This window comes from Enterobacter sp. ECC-019, assembly GCF_043974075.1.
GTDB classification, from domain to species: Bacteria; Pseudomonadota; Gammaproteobacteria; order Enterobacterales; family Enterobacteriaceae; genus Enterobacter; species Enterobacter asburiae_D.
Genome location: NZ_CP143759.1, coordinates 2,825,481 through 2,846,738, shown reverse-complemented (window position 1 = coordinate 2,846,738; position 21,258 = coordinate 2,825,481). Strand labels below are relative to the sequence as shown.

Sequence of the window (21,258 nt, the reverse complement as noted above, 5' to 3'; positions counted from 1 at the left end):
CAATTTTTAGCTGCAACATAAAACCGGAACCGCTATACTGTATGTAATTACAGTATGAGGTGCGCATAATGGCTGTTGAAACAAAATTTGTTGTCGTAAGAAAAGGTGAAGAGAAAATGACATTTGCCAGTAAGAAAGAGGCTGACGCTCACGACAAGCTGCTCGATATGGCAGACGCGTTCACCGACTGGCTGTTGCAAAGCGGAATGCAGATGGATGAAACGCAGGCTGAAAATCTTGGCCTGTATCTCGCCGAGCAGAAAGAAACCGTGCAGCATATTCTGCGTACCAGCAAGCTTCCCGATCTCAACGCCCCAGTTGCAACGGATAAAACAGAATCCGACGCGGCTGACACGAAAAAAATCAGGGCTGTGAAAGCGGCCTGATTGTCATAAAAATCCTCACCGACCCTGGAGCCGTAAGCAGCCATCTGCTTGCGGCTTTTTTAGCCCGAACATGAAAAGAGTAAAGGAGATGACGTGCGGCAAGCAATGAAGGAAAAAATCATCCGGATCTGTGATTCAAAAATCGCCTCTAAGGGAAGCGATGTTGGGCTTTCGTTTTATGCTTTTTTTGCTAATAAAAATGACGATCCTGAACTGCTTATGGAAGTGGCGCACTGGTGGATTATGGAGATGAAGCTGGACCATTTTGAAAAGGCTGAAAAGATCAGAAACCTCGTCTCAGCCCTTTAACACGATAAAGCAGGATGGCCGGCAACATTGCGGGATTTCATCGCTCTGGCCGTCGCAGAACTCCTCTGAGGCCAGTCTGCCAATCGTCGCTGCGCACGTAACGGCTGGGTGCATAGAGGCGACGTATACCGTCCTGCTCTCATCAGCAAAACCAAGTACCGGATACCCATCCTGAATAACAGGACGCTCTCCTGTTGAGTACTGGATCAGAGCAGCCGACTCTGCGCCCGTGAGCCTGTGCCAGTCCGCAAGTGCAGCGCGCCGGATAAGCACGTCGGTCGCATCATCTTCACTACACCGGTTAGCCAGCCAAACGCGCTACCGGTTGCACCTGACGCAGGCATATCCTGTTCAACGAGGGTGACGTCAAATATGGGAAGAGCAGTGATCATCTACAAATCAGCATTTAACAGCAAACCACGTGCACGCTGACTTGATTTAAAAATATTGTCGCGTACTGGAGATGCGCCTGTATTTACACAGAAGAGCCATTCTTCTGTAGACAATACCGCAGCAAAACGTGATTGCAGAACTACGCTGAATACACGATGTATTTCCTCCGCACTCGCGGATCCAGCTTGGTTAGTATATGGAACTGTGCCCGACGCATCATGCAGAAACTCGACCGCAGTCCCGTTATGCAATGCATGATTGATAGTAGACGCATTGCAATTATGGGTCATGTAACCAACTACCGTAAGTGTGTCGATATCGTGCACTTGCAACCATTGAGCAAGGCCAGTTTCTGGATACGCACTCGGCAGTGTTTTGCGAACGTAATGATCACGTGGCCTGGAGGCCACTACAGAATGCAGTTCCCACGAATCACTCCCGATAGCAAACGTTGGTGCGCCTGCCGGCATCGTTTGTTGCACAACAATGATCGGAATACCTGCCGCATACGCTGCATCCATTGCAATTCCAATATTGATAATGCTCTGCCGAGGGTCTGGATACTCAACAGGCAGGTTGCCAGTAAAGTATTCATTCTGTACGTCTATAACGATCAGTGCACGCTGTGGTCTGGTACCGTTGCTCATGAAAAAACTCCTTAATATTGAATGTACGGGCAGTACGGGAACCCATGGACACTATCTTCGTTGAGATATATTCTTTTTGATATTGGCCTGTGAGACATCTTTAGAAATAATTGGGCCATTCGAGGAGAACCCATGCAGCTTAAGGAAATCGTTGTCCTGGCATTTGACAAAATCAGCCCCTTCCATCTCTCAGTACCCTGTCTCGTTTTTGAAAACCGCACGGGATTACCTGAACACAATCTGCGAATATGTGCAGATACACCTGCCCGAGACGGGAGTATTCGTACGACTGCAGGATTTGCAGTACAAACCAGCCTGACATTGGATGATGCGGCCCACGCTGATGTACTTATAGTGCCGTCATGGCGTGATGCCCATGAACGACCACCAAAAACGATGGTGAACGCAGTTAGTGCTGCATACGAGCGCGGCGCTACAGTCGTCGGCCTCTGCCTGGGGGCGTTTGTATTGGCCGAAGCGGGACTTCTGGATAATCGCGAGGCAACTACTCACTGGATTGCCAGGACTGAGTTCTCTAAACGTTACCCGCGTGTCAGGCTATTGCCAGACGCGCTGTATGTTGATTCAGGAAATGGCCAACTCATAACGTCGGCCGGAACTGCAGCAGGTCTGGACTGCTGCTTACATTTGATTAGACGATGGCACGGTGCTGAAGTAGCAAACCGACTGGCACGGCGACTGGTGGTAGCCCCACACCGGCAAGGTGGGCAAAGTCAATATATTGAACAACCTCTGCATGACTCCCCTGGAGGGGATCGTCTATCTGAGCTTTTGAATTGGTTAACGTCTAATCTGGCTGAGCAGCACACTCTCGACTCGCTGGCCGAACGGGTATCCATGAGCCGCCGAAATTTCACTCGCCGATTTCGAGAACTGACAGGAACGACTGTCGGACAGTGGCTGCTGGGGCAACGCCTGGTTTATGCTCAACGTATGCTTGAAACTACACGTCAGCCGGTAGAAATCATTGCACAACGGGCAGGTTTTGGTAGTGCAGTATCTCTACGTCAGCATTTCAATCGGATGTACAGCATATCACCCAGGATTTACCGCAGTATGTTTGTCCATGATGACGACTAACTGGGGAAAACAGGAATCGGCTTCGTAAAAATACCGTACCCTACGGATTACTGGGCTCCAAACTCAGGAAAACCATTCGTGAAGAGTGGAATGAATACGAAGAGCGAGAGGCCCGCACCTCACTCACAACGGGCCTTATCGAGTAGGAGCTTAAGCAAAATGACGAGCTTCAACATGCTGTGCGGCGAAGACTGACTGAGCCGGTCTGCCTGCGGCAGCCGGATAACGGAAATGCAAGCAGTCATTTTTACCCGTTCTGGTAGCTGTTAAAGGTGATCGGTTATGAGAAAATCACTGACGCAAACGGTTGCGTTGATTTGAACCGTTTTCGACACATTATCTATCGCTGTGATGGCGTTGTTGTTTAGCATTTTATTCTTTACGTCTGCTCCCCTGGGGAGACGTCTTTTTTCCCTCGCACTCTTCACAATGACTGCAACCCCAAACGCCCCTGAAAAATCGCCTTTGATACAGAGGCAGTTAAGGGATTAGATATACATCAATGATAGTCTGGCCTTCAGAAGAAAGGGTTTGCGCTCAGGATGGAAGTCAGATGCTGCCATGTTCCGTATTCGCTGCAGGGGAACCTGCTCTGAGTTTGTTTAATCTTTCCACAGTAATAACGTCTCTTTCGCACGGAGCGGGAGGAGCGTAAAAATAACCCTGTATCTCTGCACATCCTTCCTCAAGAATACGATCAAACTGCTCCTGAGTTTCAACACCTTCAGCGACTGTCGTCACGCCAAGACGCTTGCCAAGATCAGCTACAGCTCTAACGACAGCGGCACAGTCTGGCCGAACGACGGCATCTTTAACAAAACTGCCGTCAATTTTGATTTTGTCAAACGTGAACATACGCAGGTGTGCCAGTGATGAGTAACCGGTCCCGAAATCATCCAACGCAACACGAACCCCAAGATCGCGCAAGCATTGCAGGTCTGCGATGATACCGGCTTCCTCATTCAATAATGCGGTTTCTGTAACCTCTATCTCAAGTCGATCCGGAGGAAGACCGGATTCAGCCAGCGCGGCCATTACAGCAGAAGAGATAGTGCCCTTACCAAGTTGCGCTGCTGAAACATTGACGGCTACACGCGCGCCATCTTTCCATTCTCCAGCTTCTGTGCAGGCCTGGCGAAGAACAAAAATACCAAGTATGTCAATCAGATCACTTTGTTCTGCCACGGGTATGAATTCACTGGGCGAAACCCAGCCTCGATCCTCGTAATACCAGCGTATAAGCGCTTCCCGGGAAGTCACTTTACCAGTCACGATATCCGTTATGGGCTGATAAAAAACAAAAAGTCCGTCTTCACTTTCAAGGGTTTTGCGTAACTGACTTTCCAGTAATACGCGTTCATAAATACGGCGTTCTATATCGGGCGAAAACACCCTGAAAGTACCCTTACCCACAGCCTTCGCTGCATAAAGAGCCATGTCAGCCCTGGCCAGTAGAATTTCCCCGGTACTCCCATGACTGGGTGAAGATACAATCCCTATCGATGCGCTAATAGACACATTACGATCTTCATCAAGAAAATAGGGGGCACTCAATTTCTGGATAATCAGGGTAGCGAAAGCTTCCGCATCTGCAATCTCAGCATGGGGGAGTATGATTGCAAATTCATCCCCACCTAATCGGCTAATCGTAATACCAGGGGCAGAGCACACATCCCTCAGCCGACCAGCAACCTTCTCCAGGAGTATGTCACCGGTATGATGGCCCTTCGTATCGTTGATAAATTTGAAACCATCCAGATCGATATACATCAGACAGGTTTGTTTATCAGCTGAAACAAGTGCCGCTTTCAGTTGCTCATGAAATGTAATGCGATTTGCAAGTCCCGTCAGAATATCATAGTGAGCCAGCTGCAGGATGCGCCGTTCTGCCTCCACCTCTTTCGTGACAAGTGCCCATGTCAGCATTGGGCCAAGATAGTCGCCTTTGTCGCTCCGGACAGCCGAGACCTTGAGATCGAGGACCTCAGAACCTAAATTGATACGGGCGTTGTGTGGCAGATTCGAAGGATCAGCAAGGATACGGCGCTGATATTCAGGATGTCGGTGGAATACATCAATAGATGTGCCGATAAGTTCATCAGCCTTAATCGGTAGTAAATGTTCGATCTGAGCAATCAATCGTATCGATGTTGAATTTGCATAATTGATTTTAAGTGTATCAGGTTCAACCGTCATCACTGCGACCGGCATGTCATCAATCATCCGTAATAACCGTAACTGCTCAAGGTTTTTCAAATGATTCTCGGTACGAGCATTGATCATCCGAGTGAAGTCCCGATAGTTGACGTTAATAATGGCCAACATTCCAATCGACACGAGAGCCATGTTAACGGCCATTGCAATAAAAGCAGACTGACCGGTCAGTGAAAAAAATATGACAAAGGCACCATTTACAATGATGGCTACTATAAATGCAGCCGACCGTAGGTGCATCAAACTGAATACACAGGAAATTACAGTTACTGCCATGTAAAAGGCCAGGTGTGATCTGCTATATGCATCACCATATGGGAACAGCATGAAGGACCAGATGGTAAAAGCAATGGCAAAAAAACTGGCAAGATGGTTTGTTCTGCTGAGGGCATACCGGGCAGTTTCCAGTGTCGGCACTGCTTTTCGCCCTTTCCACCAATAGACAATCCGTAGTGCGCAGGCTATGGTCAGAGGGACTGGCAGGCCAATAGTCAACCATGTCGGAGCTGACGAGATGTGCGTACTGACTAACGCCCATGTACTCGACACGAGAATGAAATACATCATCGGTAGCTGCCGTGAAAACGCGTGGTACTGGGCTAAAAGTAATTCTGAATTTTCGGTCGGAACAGATATTAAGTGCTTAATTTTATGAACCAATTCATTTAAGATCATCTACTGCTCCACGTAAAAATATGTCAGCACATTGAATTCCCAATCTTTTTAGAATTAAACACTACTACGTACCCCCCACTTCTGGCTGATATAACATATGATTATATCAAAGAGCTAACAAAGCAAGAGCTGGCTATTCTACTCCCTATTTCAGGTGGTGAAGACTGTTATATTCAACTCGTCATTTCAATGACGTCCGTTGACCTTTCAGAAATGATAAAAATCAGTTTCGGTGATGTCAGATATGGAGAAATGAAAGCGGAGGGTATGCTAAATTGTGTATTTCGCCGTACTGTAGGCTGTCTGTTTTCAGAAGGTCGTGTCACTACGCCCAAGGACGTAGTGAGGGTTTTTCTCAGACCCCATAACCACGTGTAAAGGAATGGCAGGGCTATTCACAATGAAAATTCCCTTCATCCTTTTAACCTTAGTCCGCTATTCGCTGTGAATTCAACGGGTCGATGCAACGCAATCCTTAATCAAGGGGGATGTTGCCATGGAAAGGGGTATGCCATCAGTTGGGGATTGGGGGATTTACGGCTGAGATATCCGGTCTGTAGGCCAGATATCTCAGTTTCAGCGGGCCGCTCCTGGCCAGTATCAGCATTCTTTAAACATCTGAGCTGGGCTTCTGAAAACGGAGTTGACGAAAAACATTCTCTGCGTATAAATTCTGATTGTGATGAATCCCCCTGAGCGGTGGGGCGCATTAACTAACCAGGTTTTGTTAGCTGACATATGCGCGGATCATGGCTACACGTTATGGTTCACCGGGAGGCACCCGGCATCACATCAACACTTCCCATTGCCTGCAGGTACGCATTTAATTTTTAACATGCCTGGTTTATCGCCTGATCAACATATTTCACAGGCGTTTCCCCAGATAAACGGGTGTCGCTCATCCAACATTATCTGTAAAAGCATCAAAAACGCCTCTTATCGAAGAGTATTTTAACGTCATTTTTTATGGCCGGTAACTGACCAGAATGCAGCCTGAACGCTTTCTGGTGAAGTCTTTCCATTTGCAAGCAGAAGCTGAGTAAGGATGCGTGCTTTTGCCGGATTCAGCCCCGAAGAAACAACAAAACCGGCTTTGTTATCATCGACCTCCACGTTACGTTTTACTGCTCCTGTATAGGAGCGCGATGCGCGGACCACGACAAGTCCATGCTCCCGAGCCGCTTTGAGCGCGGCTAACGCTGAGGCGGATGTATTTCCGTCTCCCACGCCGGCGAGAATAATTCCTTTTGCACCATCACGCACCGCATTGTTGATTTGGACATCGTCCATATTACTGTGGGCATAAATGATCTCAACCCGCGGAAGTTTACGGGATGCAGGTAATTGTAGAGACAGACGAGGTTCTGCCGGCACCGGGGTAATATAATGAACTTCTGCCGCATCGACATAACCCAGCGGGCCGGCATAAGGTGACTGAAAAGTAGCCACTCCTGTTGTATCCGATTTCGTGGACCAAATCGGTGACTGGATGGTGTCATTCATCACAATCATCACTCCCCGCCCTTTCGATTGTTTGTCCACAGCTGCATTCACAGATTCAAGCATATTAGAAGGGCCATCTGCACCAGTTGCTGTCGCCGGTCGCATGGCTCCAGTAATAATAACAGGCTGGGGGTGATGTATTACCAGACTGAGGAAAAAAGCTGTTTCTTCAAGAGTATCTGTGCCATGGGTAACAATAATAGCGTCAGCGGCACCTGTACTGAACAGATCGTCGATCCTCTGGACAAGATCAAACCAGATTTTATCATTCATGTCCTGAGAACCAATGGATGCTACCTGGACACTACTAAGCTGGGCTTTTTTATCCAATCCTGGAACAGCTGCAAGCAATACTCTTGGGCTGATGGCGCCGGATGTGTATCCGATAGAGCTGGAGTCTTCACCAGTTCCTTGTCCTGCAATGGTACCGCCGGTAGCAAGAATCATCAATTTAGGCAGCGCTTCACTAGCTTTTTGGTTATATGTAGTTGATGACGGCAAGGCCGTTGTAGCCTGAGAACCTGGGGTAAATAGCGAGGTATATACTAGTGTTAGCGCAAACGCGACAGGATGATTTATAGGCTTGAACATGACTTATTCCTTAGATAAAAGGCAGATACCTTAACTTTTGTCGCCGATACTTTGGCTGGAGCATCATGGGGCATGACAATCGTAGCCGACATACCAGGTAATTTTGCAGACAGAGTGATAGCCTGAGCACGATTGCCGGATGAAAAGTCCAGACTACCGACTGAGCGCTGGCGTTAAAATCACTCATCTATCAATTTTTTCAGCAGATGCAACTGCATCACTATAAGCAAGCAGTGTTATATAAAGACCACCTCATTTATACACACCTTGTCCTTTCACTTCCAGTTCTCACTCTGGAAGACAAGCTTATATTGCGACATATCTCAAAGAAAAATCCCTGGTACATAAATGGGGTTATTTAATCTATGTGATTTATTCCATCCAAAATTTGATACAGAACCCGCTAACGAGTCAAAAGTTATCCCGGTGTTGGTTTTAACATAATTAATGTTATCAACACATAACAAACAGAACCAATGCACGCACAATATTAACAACATTAAAACATCCGCAAGTCAATGTGTTAACAAAAAAGACCGATGTTAAAGTTTAATATGTCAACTATGATTTCTAATAGGATTTGTTAATAAATCACTGTTTTCTTCACTTACATTTAAAAAGACAACGGCCTCGTTGCGGGAGAAATAGATAATGTTGAGTGCCCTGTTCTGGGGTAGCGTCAATTATGTCACATCGACATTTATGAACTTGATTAATCTGAATGCAGACTTGACCATAGTATGATGGCGATCATCGATTTAAATGCTAATTAAAGAGCGTTTATTGCGAAACTTTCTTCATAGGGATTCATTTTTAATACGCTTTTTTTTGCCACAATAACACCCTTTATTTTATACGTTATTTATGAAAAAAAATGAAATTCCTGGCGAAAAAGTGCATGCTGTAGATACACGCAATTACGTCCGCTTTTCTCTCATAGCAGTGCTGACGTTACCTACTCCCTTAACTTTCTCCCAACCCCCCGCCATAAAACCTGGTAGCTATACAAACACACCGGTCTGTTACGTTAATACGTGTTTACCCCTTAACGAGGAAACGCGCATGACACCACACCCGCTACGCCAGATCATTGAATCCTGCGACCACGCCATCACCACCAAAAACTATGACGCCCTGATGGAGTACTACGCCGACGACGCGGCTCTGGTGGTCAAGCCCGGCATGACCGTTAAAGGCAAAGAAAACATCCGCAACGCGTTTATTGCCATCTCTGATTATTTTCAGAACCAGCTGATCGTCGAACAAGGGGAGATGCAGGTGATCGAAGGTGGTGGCAATGCCCTCGTTATCATGGAAACCGTACTGCGTTTTCCTGATGGTCAGGGTGGGATAACGGAAATGTCCCGCCGCGCGACCTATGTTTTTCGGCAGGAAAGCGACGGTCGCTGGCTTTGTACCATCGACAACTCCTACGGTACGTCGCTTCTGGATTCGGTAAACGCATCACGTTAATCACGGCTTCAAAGGGGCGCTACCGCCCCAGCACGCCAGCGCCCTTAGTGTGTAGGGACGCGCGGTTCCTTCACAAACTCAGCCAGCAGCCACACCATATCGTGCAGCAGGCCCGTAAGCTCTTTCGCTACGTGAGCGGGCAGCGTTCCACCCATAACCGCTTGCGTCAGCGCCAGAACATAGTCCACCTGAGTCAGGGTGTCCTGCCAGCAGTCCGGCACGCAGGAGTTCAGTTTCTCACCCATGATCAATTGCGCGATCAGGTCAGGCGGCAGATCGACATCGCAGAGTTCTCTGAGCTTACGCAGAGCGTACAGCAGACGCTCGCAAAGCGTAGTAAACGTCTTCGCATCCTCGATTTCGACCAGCACGCTCACCAGCGCGGCGCAGTTGTCGGCGACGACAAACAGATCGGCATCAGCCGGAAGCGGCCGGGAGATCAGTTGAAGAATGATGTTTTCGTCAGACGGGAGGTAAGTCAGGGTTGGAATAGTAGCCATACAAGGCATCCTTCTATATGCAATTCATTTAACCACCCAGTGAGTTCCTACGCTCGGGGGGTAGCGCTGACAGAGGTAGGAATACCGCCCATATAGAAAAACGGCCAGCCTTACGGCTGCTCCGCCAGCGCCACCGCAATTGTAGCGGGATCGGTGCTGCCGCGACATACGAAATGTCACTATATGGTAGATACGGGTTCCTACGCCCGATTGCGGATATGCCGCAATGCAGGCACTTTACGACCCCGATCGGTTGAAGAAAAGACATAAACCTGAATTTAACGCGGTTAATTTGCGGTTTGCGAGTCGCCTTCCAGAAACGTTCGGTTGAACCGGGCAAAGCACTGCCCCCCAAATTTTGCTCCAACCTTCCCCGTGCAACTGGTGTATTGTTTTTAGACAATTCAATCCTCTAAAGGACACCTGCACAATGATCACCATCCTCGGCAAAACCACCTCCATTAACGTGCGTAAAGTGCTCTGGACCTGCGAAGAAGCCGGCCTCGCGTATCAACAGGAAGATTACGGCAGCGGTTTTGCCTCAACGGAAACGGATGCCTTCCGCGCCCTGAACCCCAACGCCATGGTGCCGGTGCTGATTGATGACGATTTCGTGCTGTGGGAGTCCAACGCCATCTGCCGTTATCTGACGCGCAAGGCCGGACGTCACGATCTGCTGCCCGCAGATCCGCAGGCCTGCGCCAACATTGAGCGCTGGATGGACTGGCAGGCAACCGAATTCAATAACGCCTGGCGCTATGTCTTCCCGGCGCTGGGGCGTAAAAACCCGGACTTTAACGATCCTGAGCGCATTGCGGCGGGAATAAAAGAGTGGAACCACTGCATCACCATTCTGGAAAACCAGCTGCAGCGCACCGGCGCCTTTGCGGCAGGCGAGACGTTTACCCTTGCGGACGTGGTGCTTGGGCTGTCGGTGAATCGCTGGAAGATGACGCCGTTTGATAAGCCCGACGTGCCGGCAATTGAGGCCTGGTTTGAACGACTTAACCAGCGCCCGGCGTTTTTGCGTCACGGCAATAACGGCATGATATAGAGTATTTACGCCCCCATGTTGAGCAAGGATATTTTATTTAATTACTAAACCCTGAAACGTGTCAGAGGGAATAATAATTAAGCCATATCCTGGACAGCCCGTTGCACCGCTTTGCTAGCCTGACTATTCAGGCAACGCTCAACCTGGAGGTATTCTTGCTGATTAGACTCAAGAAAGAACGAACGCATAAGGAGGATCGCCGGCTTGCTCTCTGGCTGGCGACCTCGGCAGGTTTGCTGAATGCCATCGCCCTCGGGGCATTTGGTTTTTTCCCCTCACACATGACCGGCAACACCTCACAGTTATCCAGCGAAGTTTCTTCTACCGACCTGAGCGATATTATTTTCTTCGGCTCGATTATTCTCTCCTTCGTCGCAGGCGCCATTATTGCGCGCACGATCGTGATATGGGGCATTATCCATAACGTCAGGCTGATTTTTTGCCAGATCCTGTTTGTCGAGGGGATATTGCTGACCGGCGTCTCCTTCTACGAGATGTATTTTCACGCCCTCACCAGCAACCGCGAGATTATTCTTTTTCTGTGCGGCCTGATGGGCATTCATAATTCCACTTCCACGCAGCTTTCCGGCGGACGGGTGAGATCGACGCACATTACCGGCACGCTGACGGACGCGGGGATATCCCTGGCCTCCGTACTGGTGGCGATGCTGCGAAGGGATTACTCCAAAGATACGGCGGCACAAAAAAGTCAGCTGAAAACCCACTTAACCACCCTTTTCTCGTTTATTACGGGCGGTATCGCGGGGCTGCTGCTGTTCAGATGGATCGGGTTTAACGCCATGCTGGCGCTCGGGTTGATGCTCGCCGTTGTCGCTATTGTTTCAATTATCACCGTCTCGACGCGGGTTCGACGGGTTCGCGCCTCTCTATGAAGATAATGACCTGTATTGGGCGTAAGAGCTCTTTAGAGGTGACGTTGTCACATCTAAAAAATCGCTTTAGGACTATTCTGCCTGCCCATCAATCAGCCCTTACGCCATAAGGCTTAACACCAGGTTGTCACTGTTTTCATAGGGTTACTGATTTTACCCCTTCGCTGGAACCCTTCCCAAACGCTTGCTATAGGTGAAATACCCCTGCCGAAACATGGCATAACAACAGGCAACCGGTGGTTGCTATAACGCATGCGCACAGGGAGACACACCGCAATGCACCCATTACTCAAACGTTCGCTGCTGTTTGTCGGCGCCATTATCGTGGTCCTCGCCCTCCTCGTCTGGGGTATCGGGATAGAGACGATAAAGGCGCGCCAGGTTGACCTGGTCTATCTCGGGCAACAGCACATGATTCTGGTTTTCTCATCCATGTTTTTTGCCCTGCTGGTGGGCATCCCAGCCGGTATTCTGCTGAGCCGCCCGGCCGCGCGGGGTATCGCTGAATATGTGATGCAAATCTTCAACGTCGGCAACACGCTGCCGCCGCTGGCCGTTCTGGCGCTGGCGATGGTTGTGATTGGCATTGGCGATACGCCCGCCATCATCGCCCTGTTCCTCGCCTCGCTGCTGCCGATAGTGCGTAACACCTACGCCGGGCTGTGCTCGGTCCCGCCGTCGCTGCTGGAAGCGGCAAACGGCATCGGGATGACCAAATGGCAGCGCCTGCGTCAGGTTGAGCTGCCAGCCGCCTGGCCGGTCATGCTCTCGGGGATCCGCATCGCCACCGCCATTAATGTCGGTACCGCACCGCTGGCGTTCCTGATTGGCGCCAGCAGCTACGGCGAGCTGATTTTCCCCGGTATTTACCTGAACGATTTCCCGACCCTGATCCTCGGCGCAGCGGCCACCGCCCTGTTCGCCCTGATCCTCGATACCCTGCTGGCGGCGCTGGGTCGCGCGATGAGTCCCCATCTCGCTCGATAACAATAACAAGGAGCTTTTATGAGACTGTTTTCCGGCCTGACGGCGCTGTGTGCCGCGGCGCTGTTCACCAGCCAGGCGATGGCGGCCCCGCTGATTCTGGCGACCAAGAGCTTTACCGAGCAGCACATACTCTCGGCGATGACCGTGCAGTACCTGCAAAAGAAAGGTTTTCAGGTCCAGCCGCAAACCAACATTGCCACGGTGATCTCCCGCAACGCGATGATCAACAAGCAGATTGACATGACCTGGGAATACACCGGCACGTCGCTGATCATCTTTAACCACATCAACAAGCGCATGTCGCCGCAGGAATCCTGGGAGACGGTAAAACGCCTGGACGCGAACCACGGTCTGGTCTGGCTCAAACCCGCAGACATGAACAACACCTACGCTTTCGCCATGCAGCGCAAGCGCGCCGAGGCAGAGCATATCAATACCATGTCGGAGATGGTGGCGAAGATTGAGCAGGTCCGTAAAACCAACCCGGACAAAAACTGGCTGCTGGGCTTAGACCTGGAGTTTGCCGGGCGCAGCGACGGCATGAAGCCGCTTCAGGCGGCCTATCAGATGGACCTGGACCGCCCGCAAATTCGTCAGATGGACCCCGGCCTGGTCTATAACGCGGTGCGCGACGGCTTCGTTGACGCCGGTCTGATCTACACGACCGACGGGCGCGTGAAAGGCTTCGATCTCAAGGTACTGGAAGATGATAAAGGCTTCTTCCCGAGCTACGCGGTGACGCCGGTGGTGCGGAGGGACACGCTGGAGGCCAACCCCGGTCTGGAAGAGGCGCTCAACACCCTCTCGGCCCAGCTCAACAACGACGTTATCACCGAGCTGAACAAAAAGGTAGATATCGACCATCAGTCACCGCAGCAGGTCGCCCGCGATTTCCTGCGTAGCAAACAGCTGCTGTAGGAGGCGCTATGGAGACGATTCACTACATTCTGGACAACTGGGATTACCTCTTAACCCTGACGCTGCAGCACCTGTGGCTGGTGGCGCTGGCAGTTGGTTTAGCCATCATCATCGGCGTACCGCTGGGCATTCTGATTGTCCGCCACAAGTGGCTGGCAACGCCGGTGCTGGGGATAGCCACCATCGTGCTGACCATTCCGTCCATCGCCCTGTTTGGCCTGATGATCCCGCTGTTTTCGCTGATCGGTCAGGGTATCGGTGCCCTGCCTGCAATCACCGCTGTTTTTCTCTACTCATTGCTGCCGATTGTGCGTAATACCCATACGGCGCTCGACAGCCTGCCGCCAGGCCTGCGCGAAGCCGGGCGCGGCATCGGCATGACCTTCTGGCAGCGCCTGCGCTGGGTTGAGATCCCGATGGCGCTGCCGGTGATTTTCGGCGGGATCCGCACCGCCGTGGTGATGAATATCGGCGTAATGGCGATTGCCGCCGTGATCGGCGCGGGCGGTCTGGGCCTGCTGCTGCTCAACGGCATCGGCGGAAGCGATATTCGCATGTTGATTGCGGGCGCGCTGATGATTTGTCTTTTAGCGATTGTGCTCGACTGGCTGCTGCACCGTCTGCAGGTGGTTCTGACTCCAAAGGGGATTCGATAATGATAAAACTGGAAAACCTCACCAAACAATTTTCACAGAAGCACGGCCAGACCGTTAAGGCCGTCGATAACGTCAACCTGAACGTGCCCGAAGGGGAAATGTGCGTCCTGCTCGGCCCGTCCGGCTGTGGGAAGACCACCACCCTGAAGATGATTAACCGCCTCATTACCCCAAGCAGCGGGACAATCCTGATCAACGGTGAAGACACCAGCGGGATGGACACCGTCACCTTGCGCCGCAACATCGGCTACGTGATCCAGCAGATTGGCCTGTTTCCGAACATGACCATCGAAGAGAACATCACCGTCGTGCCGCGCATGCTGGGCTGGGATAAAGCGCGCTGCAAAACCCGCGCCGAAGAGCTGATGGATATGGTGGCGATGGATCCGCACAAGTTCCTCAACCGCTACCCGCGCGAGATGTCCGGCGGCCAGCAGCAGCGTATCGGCGTGATCCGCGCCCTGGCGGCGGATCCTCCGGTGCTGCTGATGGATGAACCCTTCGGCGCGGTGGACCCGATCAACCGCGAGGTGATCCAGAACCAGTTCCTGGAGATGCAGCGCAAGCTGAAAAAAACCGTCATGCTGGTGAGCCACGATATCGACGAAGCCCTGAAGCTCGGCGACCGTATTGCGGTATTCCGTCAGGGCAAAATCGTGCAGTGCGCCAGCCCGGATGAGCTGCTGGCGAAACCGGCGAATGAGTTTGTCGGCTCGTTCGTCGGCCAGGACCGGACGCTGAAGCGCCTGCTACTGGTATCGGCGGGCGACGTCACCGACCAGCAGCCGACCATTACGGTGCGGGGCTCTACTCCGCTTCCCGAAGCCTTTGCGATCATGGATGATAATGACATTCGTGCCGTGACGGTGGTCGACGAGCACGGCAAACCGCTGGGCTTTGTGAAGCGTCGCGAAGCGCGTAACGCCAGCGGTACCTGCGCCGACATCCTGCATCCGTTCCGCATGACCGGCAAGGCGGAAGACAACCTGCGCGTGGTGCTTTCACGTCTGTATGAGAGTAATACCAGTTGGATGCCAATCGTGGATGAGGACGGTCGCTACAACGGCGAAATTTCGCAGGACTATATTGCCGAGTACCTGAGCTCCGGGCGTACGCGTCGGGCGCTGAATATTCATAGCGACAGCTAACCTTTCTGGCCGGGCATCGCCCGGCTTTTTCGCACGCATACCTTTTGCTAACCCCGCGATTTCCCGCCACAATATTGTATTGTCCCCGTTTAATCGCGACTCATGCAACGTCTTCATACGTACCCCGACATCCGCGCGATGTTTCGCCGACTGCTGATTGCCACCGTCACCGGCGTGCTGGCCGCGCTGGCCGTGGCGGTATTCCGCCACAGCATGTACCTGCTGGAGTGGCTGCTTCTCAGCAACGACAGCGGCAGCCTGGTGAATGCCGCCGAGTCGCTCTCGCCCTGGCGGCGCGCGCTGACGCCAGCGCTGGGTGGGCTGGCCGCTGGGCTGCTGCTCTGGGGATGGCAGCGTCTGACCGCCCAGCGGCCTCATGCCCCCACCGATTATATGGAAGCGCTGGAGACCGGTGACGGCCAGTTTGACTACGGCGCCAGCCTTGTGAAATCCCTTGCGTCGCTGCTGGTCGTGGCCAGCGGAAGCGCAATCGGGCGTGAAGGGGCGATGATCCTGCTTGCCGCCCTCGCCGCCTCCCTTTTCGCCCGGCGCTTTACGCCCAAATCCGAATGGAAATTATGGATAGCCTGCGGCGCCGCCGCCGGGATGGCCAGCGCCTACCATGCTCCCTTAGCCGGAAGCCTGTTCATCGCTGAGATTCTGTTTGGTACGCTGATGCTGGCCTCGCTCGGCCCCGTGGTTATCGCGGCAGTGGTGGCGCTTCTCACCACGCAGCTTCTGGCACCGGGCGCCGCTACGCTCTATGCGGTCCATCTGAGCGGCATTCTCACCGCGGCCGATTATGCCCTGCTGGTTGCGATGGGGCTGGTGGCGGGTCTCTGCGGACCGCTGCTGATGTGGCTGATGGCGTTTAGCCATGGCCTTTTCCTGCGCCTCAAGCTTTCGCCGCCGTGGCAATTAGCGCTGGGCGGTGCGATCGTCGGGCTGCTGTCTCTCCTGACGCCGAAGGTATGGGGGAATGGCTACAGCGTGGTTCAGGCTTTTCTGCTCGCGCCGCCGCTGCTGTCGGTGATTGCCGGGGTGTTCATCTGTAAGCTGCTGGCGGTACTGGCAAGCAGCGGATCGGGCGCGCCGGGCGGGGTGTTTACGCCCACGCTGTTTGTCGGTCTGGCAACAGGCATGCTGTTTGCGCAGCTGTTCGCGCTGTGGCTACCGGGTTCTGAGACGGCGATCCTGCTGGGGCTGGCAGGGATGGCAACCCTACTTGCCGCGACCACGCATGCGCCCATTATGTCTGCGCTGATGGTCTGTGAAATGACCGGGCAGTATTTTTTACTGCCCGGCTTGCTGGTCGCCTGTGTGGTGGCGTCCGTATTGTCGGGGACGTTACGCCACGACTCGATCTACGGTCAACACGCCACCGAGGGCAGAGAGATCGATGTACTGCGCTAGCTCGCGCTGCTCGGCGCGTGGCAGATAAGGCAGCTCGCCCACCAGCGGTCCGGGCAGCTTGGTGCTCAGCACATCGATGATCTCCGCGTAGTGCGCCAGGCCCGGGTTGATGCGGTTTGCCACCCAGCCGATCAGCGGCAGGCCGTCATTGGCGATCGCCTGCGCCGTCAACAGCGCGTGGTTGATGCACCCTTCCTGGATCCCCACCACCATCACCACCGGAAGCTGCTCCTGCACGACCCATTCAGACAGCGGGCGCAGGTCATTCATCAGGCTGCGCCAGCCGCCCGTCCCTTCAACCACCACGTGGTCAACCTTCTCGCTCAGGTTCGCCAGGCCATCGGACAACAGGGGATAATTAATCAGGCCGCTGTGCGCTACGCTGCTCTCCTCTTCGCTTAACGCAATGGGATTGACCGCGTGATAAGGCAGTTCCAGTGACGAGACGCTTTGCAGCACCAGGGCGTCTTTATTACGCAATCCCTCTGGCGTCTCTTTACTGCCTTTTGCGACCGGTTTGTACCCTGCCACGCGTTTACCGCTTGCTGCCAGCGCCTGCAGCAATGCGCGGGATACGACGGTCTTGCCGACAGAGGTATCTGTACCAGTAACAAAGAAACGCTTAAGCATGACTCACTCCACCTCTTGGGTATGCTTCGAAAATATAAACCAGGTAAATAATTCAGTGGAGGAAGTCTACGGGATGCGTGCGCTACCCGGCTTGAGATAGCGCAATTTTTCTTACATCTGCGGAAAAGAGTTAACCTTGTAACAGGCGGATCAACAGCGAGCCGTTATACATGGCATCTTTGACCAGCGCCGCGCCTGCCATCGTACCCTTGTTGGAAAACTGGGTGCTTTCTACCACGATATTCTTGCTGTAGGCGGGAAGCGACTGCTGATGGATACAGGCCGAGATCGCCGGGAAAAGGATCTCCGCCGCCTGGCTCAGCGGTGAGCCAATGAGGATTTTTTGCGGGTTGAAGAGGTTCACCATAATGGCCAGAATGCGGCCAACATTATTCCCCACCCCGGTAATAATGTCCTTCGCCAGCAGATCGCCCTCGCGCGCAGCGGCGCAGAGGGAATCCACCGTTAGGGGTTGTCCGTGTAGCGAGGAGCTCATGGACTGACTGAGCCGGACCTGCGCCAGCTCGAGCACGCTTTCCACGCTGGCAATGGTCTCCAGACAGCCGTGGTTCCCGCAGTAGCAGCGCTTGCCGTACGGGTCGACCTGGGTGTGGCCAATTTCCACCAGGCTGCTGCTTCCGGCGTGGAGAAGACGTCCGTCGGTGATCACGCCCGCCCCGACGTTATGGTCGATGACCACCTGAATCACATCTCGCGCACCGCGCGACGCGCCAAACAGCGCCTCCGCCATCGTCCAGGCGCTGATATCATGCTGAATATAGACCGGCACGCCGGTATGGTTTTTCAGCACCTCGCCCAGGGGCATCTCTTTGACGTCGTCATAAAACGGCATGCGGTGAACAATACCGTTTTCGGTATCAATAATCCCCGGCATGGTGATGGCAATCGCCGTTAAGCGTTCAAGCCGCTGCTGATGGCGGATAAAGAAGTGATCGATGTGCGAGACAATCGCGTCGAGGAGCGGTTCCTCCGCGTTGAGCGGCAGTTCAAGGCGGTCTTCCACCACCAGCTTGCTGCTCAGGTCGCGCAGCGCAAGGAAGATCTCCCCCCGGCTGATGCGCAATGACAGGTAGTGCCATGCTTCCGTTTCAACCACCAGCCCGACTGCCGGACGGCCACGGCTGCCCGGCTCCTGAATTTCCGTCTCCTGAACCAGGTGCGCTTCCAGCATCTCGCGGACAATCTTGGTGATACTGGCAGGTGCCAGTTGTGCCAGGCGCGAAAGATCGATACGCGAAACCGGACCAAGCTGATCAATCAGGCGATACACCGCGCCAGCGTTGGTCTGCTTAATCTGATCGATATGCCCTGGCTGACTATCAGCAACCACCTCGTACTCCCTTATTTTCGAGCTTCGAAATAAACTGTTTGCTATGGTGAAGCACTTCCATGTCCGTCGTCAAATATTTACTTAGCCATGTGATTTACCGCACATTTTTACCCCCTTTTCCCTGGAAATGCCGCCCGGCAGAGGCGCTAATTAGCTGCTGTTTGAAGCGCTGAGCGGCATGGCCCTGCTCGTGATGTTTTGACCAGACCAGCCACATCTCTGAAATGGCATCCTCTTCGGCGATGGTTACCCAGCGCATTTCGCGCAATTGTACCCGTTTAAAGGAGGCCGGAAGAATAGACACGCCCAGACCGGCCGCGACCAGGCCTATAATGGTCATCGCTTCCCCGACTTCCTGGGTGATGACCGGGGCAAGATCGTAGCGACGCATCAGTCCCAGGATATCGTCATACAGACCCGTCCCGACCTGGGGGTCAAAAAAGACAAACGGCTCTTTTGCCAGATCTGCCAGCGAGACCGCCGGACGCGACGCCAGCGGGTGATCGTGTGGGATCATAGCCATCAGCGGCTCGCGCAGGATCACCTCCCACGCCAGCGTGTCCGGCAATTGGGTGTTACGCATCAGCCCCAGATCCAGCGAACCTTCATTCAGCGGCGCAATCTGCTCCCGGGTGTTGATTTCGCGCGTCTGAATATGAACATCCGGAAAGTGACGACGGAATGACGATAGGGTCTCCGAGACGGCGCTGATAAACGGCGCGGACGAGGTAAACCCGATTCGCAGCTCTCCGGCTTCCCCGAGATAGAGCCGTTCTGCGCGAGCAGCGGCGTCATCGACCATGCTCAGGATTTGTCGGCTGTCGATCAGGAACTGCTTACCCGCCGCCGTCAGGCTCACGCTGCGGTTGGTGCGGGCCAGAAGGCGTGCCCCGACCTGCTGTTCCAGGATCTGAATCTGCTGGCTTAGCGGTGGCTGAGAGATATTCAGCCGTGCCGCCGCGCGGCCAAAATGCAACTCTTCGGCGACGGCGACAAAGTAGCGAAGATGACGCAGCTCGATATTCATATTTTTAAAGTATCATTTGAGATTATTAATATATTAGACAGAATATTTACATTTTCCTACCCTGAACATGTGGTCATACCCGTCACCAGAAATCACGGGGATGTTTAAGCAAGGAAACTGTGTGAGTCGTACAACTACTATTGATATCGATCCGGCAAGAGATATCAATGATTTACCCGCAGCACCGCAGCCGGTCCAGTTCATTAAACGTGGTACCCCCCAATTTATGCGCGTCACGCTGGCGCTCTTTTCCGCCGGTCTGGCGACCTTCGCCCTGCTCTATTGCGTTCAGCCGATCCTGCCCGTCCTCTCTCATGAGTTTGGCGTATCGCCTGCCAACAGCAGCATTTCCCTCTCCATTTCTACCGGCATGCTGGCGATTGGCCTGCTCTTTACCGGGCCGCTGTCCGACGCCATTGGCCGTAAACAGGTGATGGTGACCGCGCTGATGCTGGCGTCGGTCTGTACGTTACTCTCGACCATGATGACCAGCTGGCACGGTATTCTGGTGATGCGCGCGCTGATTGGACTCTCGCTCAGCGGCGTGGCGGCGGTCGGGATGACCTATCTCAGCGAGGAGATCCACCCGAGTTTTGTTGCCTTCTCTATGGGGCTTTACATCAGCGGGAACTCGATTGGCGGAATGAGCGGACGCCTGCTGAGCGGGGTCTTCACGGACTTCTTTAACTGGCGTATTGCGCTGGCGGTAATCGGGTGTTTTGCGCTGGCATCAGCCCTGATGTTCTGGAAAATTCTGCCGGAATCGCGCCATTTCCGCCCGACCTCTTTGCGCCCAAAAACGCTGTTTATCAACTTCCGCCTGCACTGGCGTGACAAAGGGCTGCCGCGCCTGTTTCTAGTCGGCTTCCTGCTGATGGGCTCCTTCGTCACGCTGTTTAACTATATTGGCTACCGCCTGATGCTCTCGCCGTGGCATCTGAGCCAGGCTATCGTCGGTTTGCTCTCGGTTGCTTATTTGACCGGAACGTGGAGCTCACCGAAGGCCGGGGCGATGACCGCACGCTATGGGCGCGGCCCGGTGATGCTGTTCTTCACGGCGGTGATGCTGGTCGGCCTGCTGCTGACGCTCTTCTCCTCCCTGTGGCTGATTTTTGCCGGAATGCTGCTCTTCTCCGCGGGGTTCTTCGCCGCCCACTCGGTCGCCAGCAGCTGGATTGGCCCGCGCGCGCGTCGCGCCAAAGGTCAGGCATCGTCGCTGTATCTGTTTAGCTATTACCTGGGTTCCAGCATCGCGGGGACGCTCGGCGGCGTGTTCTGGCATAACTACGGCTGGAACGGCGTGGGCGGGTTTATCGCGCTGATGCTGTGCGCGGCGCTGCTGGTGGGCACCAGTTTGCATAAACGTCTGCATTAACATTCCAGCGCCTT

General features: G+C 53.3%; 19 protein-coding genes and 1 pseudogene. 12 read left to right on the top strand and 8 right to left on the bottom strand.

Annotated elements, in window-relative coordinates; translation table 11 throughout:
* The first annotated feature begins 68 nt into the window (after positions 1 to 68).
* Together V1566_RS13590 and V1566_RS13585 are read left to right on the top strand one after the other, a co-directional pair.
* Positions 69 to 386 carry a YebG family protein gene (locus V1566_RS13590; RefSeq protein ID WP_395303623.1) on the top strand — a complete coding sequence of 106 codons (318 nt, stop codon included), beginning with the start codon at positions 69 to 71 and terminating at the stop codon, positions 384 to 386.
* 93 nt (positions 387 to 479) lie between these two features.
* Positions 480 to 695 (top strand): DUF6500 family protein, encoded by a 216-nt coding sequence (locus V1566_RS13585; protein ID WP_090417165.1) that lies wholly within the window; start codon positions 480 to 482, stop codon positions 693 to 695.
* A gap of 392 nt (positions 696 to 1,087) precedes the next feature.
* On the opposite strand, the gene V1566_RS13580 is transcribed toward V1566_RS13585, so the two are convergent.
* Positions 1,088 to 1,735: a cysteine hydrolase family protein gene (locus tag V1566_RS13580; protein WP_395303622.1), complete on the bottom strand. Its 648-nt coding sequence runs from the start codon at positions 1,733 to 1,735 to the stop codon at positions 1,088 to 1,090.
* A 132-nt stretch (positions 1,736 to 1,867) separates the two neighbouring features.
* Between V1566_RS13580 and V1566_RS13575 the strand changes: the two genes are divergently transcribed.
* Positions 1,868 to 2,836: a GlxA family transcriptional regulator gene (locus tag V1566_RS13575; RefSeq protein ID WP_395303621.1), complete on the top strand. Its 969-nt coding sequence runs from the start codon at positions 1,868 to 1,870 to the stop codon at positions 2,834 to 2,836.
* A 549-nt stretch (positions 2,837 to 3,385) separates the two neighbouring features.
* On the opposite strand, the gene V1566_RS13570 is transcribed toward V1566_RS13575, so the two are convergent.
* From V1566_RS13570 to V1566_RS13560, 3 genes and pseudogenes are all read right to left on the bottom strand, one after another.
* Positions 3,386 to 5,725: a putative bifunctional diguanylate cyclase/phosphodiesterase gene (locus V1566_RS13570; protein ID WP_395303620.1), complete on the bottom strand. Its 2,340-nt coding sequence runs from the start codon at positions 5,723 to 5,725 to the stop codon at positions 3,386 to 3,388.
* Positions 5,726 to 6,682: 957 nt separating this feature from the next.
* On the bottom strand, positions 6,683 to 7,819 hold the full coding sequence (locus V1566_RS13565) for an asparaginase (RefSeq protein WP_395303619.1): 1,137 nt from the start codon (positions 7,817 to 7,819) through the stop codon (positions 6,683 to 6,685).
* A gap of 35 nt (positions 7,820 to 7,854) precedes the next feature.
* Positions 7,855 to 7,971 (bottom strand): annotated as a pseudogene (locus V1566_RS13560) (serine dehydratase); the annotation flags it as partial.
* Positions 7,972 to 8,881: 910 nt separating this feature from the next.
* Here V1566_RS13560 and V1566_RS13555 point away from each other — a divergent pair.
* Positions 8,882 to 9,292: a YybH family protein gene (locus tag V1566_RS13555; RefSeq protein WP_395303618.1), complete on the top strand. Its 411-nt coding sequence runs from the start codon at positions 8,882 to 8,884 to the stop codon at positions 9,290 to 9,292.
* A 44-nt stretch (positions 9,293 to 9,336) separates the two neighbouring features.
* Here the strand turns inward: V1566_RS13555 and V1566_RS13550 are convergent, their stop codons facing one another.
* On the bottom strand, positions 9,337 to 9,792 hold the full coding sequence (locus V1566_RS13550) for a hypothetical protein (RefSeq protein WP_395303617.1): 456 nt from the start codon (positions 9,790 to 9,792) through the stop codon (positions 9,337 to 9,339).
* Between the two features lie 430 nt (positions 9,793 to 10,222).
* Between V1566_RS13550 and V1566_RS13545 the strand changes: the two genes are divergently transcribed.
* From V1566_RS13545 to clcB, 7 genes are all read left to right on the top strand, one after another.
* Entirely contained in the window at positions 10,223 to 10,846 is a 624-nt protein-coding gene (locus V1566_RS13545) for a glutathione S-transferase family protein (RefSeq protein WP_395303616.1), read from the top strand.
* A gap of 155 nt (positions 10,847 to 11,001) precedes the next feature.
* A complete protein-coding gene (locus V1566_RS13540) occupies positions 11,002 to 11,739 on the top strand; it encodes a YoaK family protein (protein WP_395303615.1) in 738 nt (245 codons plus the stop codon).
* Positions 11,740 to 12,015: 276 nt separating this feature from the next.
* Positions 12,016 to 12,726 carry an osmoprotectant ABC transporter permease OsmY gene (gene osmY / locus V1566_RS13535; RefSeq protein WP_395303614.1) on the top strand — a complete coding sequence of 237 codons (711 nt, stop codon included), beginning with the start codon at positions 12,016 to 12,018 and terminating at the stop codon, positions 12,724 to 12,726.
* An 18-nt stretch (positions 12,727 to 12,744) separates the two neighbouring features.
* The gene (osmX, locus tag V1566_RS13530; RefSeq protein WP_395303613.1) at positions 12,745 to 13,644 is read left to right on the top strand and encodes an osmoprotectant ABC transporter substrate-binding protein OsmX; all 900 of its coding nucleotides are present in this window, start codon (positions 12,745 to 12,747) and stop codon (positions 13,642 to 13,644) included.
* An 8-nt stretch (positions 13,645 to 13,652) separates the two neighbouring features.
* Positions 13,653 to 14,300, top strand: a complete 648-nt coding sequence (osmW, locus tag V1566_RS13525; protein ID WP_006808875.1) for an osmoprotectant ABC transporter permease OsmW — start codon at positions 13,653 to 13,655, stop codon at positions 14,298 to 14,300.
* Positions 14,300 to 15,448 (top strand): osmoprotectant ABC transporter ATP-binding protein OsmV, encoded by a 1,149-nt coding sequence (gene osmV / locus V1566_RS13520; RefSeq protein ID WP_395303612.1) that lies wholly within the window; start codon positions 14,300 to 14,302, stop codon positions 15,446 to 15,448. The genes osmW and osmV overlap by 1 nt, the downstream gene beginning before the upstream one ends.
* Before the next feature lie 102 nt (positions 15,449 to 15,550).
* A complete protein-coding gene (gene clcB, locus V1566_RS13515) occupies positions 15,551 to 16,861 on the top strand; it encodes a voltage-gated ClC-type chloride channel ClcB (protein ID WP_395303611.1) in 1,311 nt (436 codons plus the stop codon).
* Here clcB and bioD read toward each other — a convergent pair.
* The 3 genes from bioD to V1566_RS13500 form a co-directional block, all read right to left on the bottom strand.
* On the bottom strand, positions 16,796 to 17,491 hold the full coding sequence (gene bioD / locus V1566_RS13510; RefSeq protein ID WP_111965730.1) for a dethiobiotin synthase: 696 nt from the start codon (positions 17,489 to 17,491) through the stop codon (positions 16,796 to 16,798). The genes clcB and bioD overlap by 66 nt on opposite strands.
* Before the next feature lie 130 nt (positions 17,492 to 17,621).
* Entirely contained in the window at positions 17,622 to 18,842 is a 1,221-nt protein-coding gene (gene mlc, locus V1566_RS13505; RefSeq protein WP_395303610.1) for a sugar metabolism global transcriptional regulator Mlc, read from the bottom strand.
* A gap of 94 nt (positions 18,843 to 18,936) precedes the next feature.
* Complete coding sequence (locus V1566_RS13500) at positions 18,937 to 19,869, bottom strand: LysR family transcriptional regulator (protein ID WP_395303609.1); 933 nt, start codon at positions 19,867 to 19,869, stop codon at positions 18,937 to 18,939.
* A 121-nt stretch (positions 19,870 to 19,990) separates the two neighbouring features.
* On the opposite strand from V1566_RS13500, the gene V1566_RS13495 reads away from it, so the two are divergent.
* A complete protein-coding gene (locus tag V1566_RS13495; protein WP_395303608.1) occupies positions 19,991 to 21,244 on the top strand; it encodes an MFS transporter in 1,254 nt (417 codons plus the stop codon).
* Positions 21,245 to 21,258: the final 14 nt, after the last annotated feature.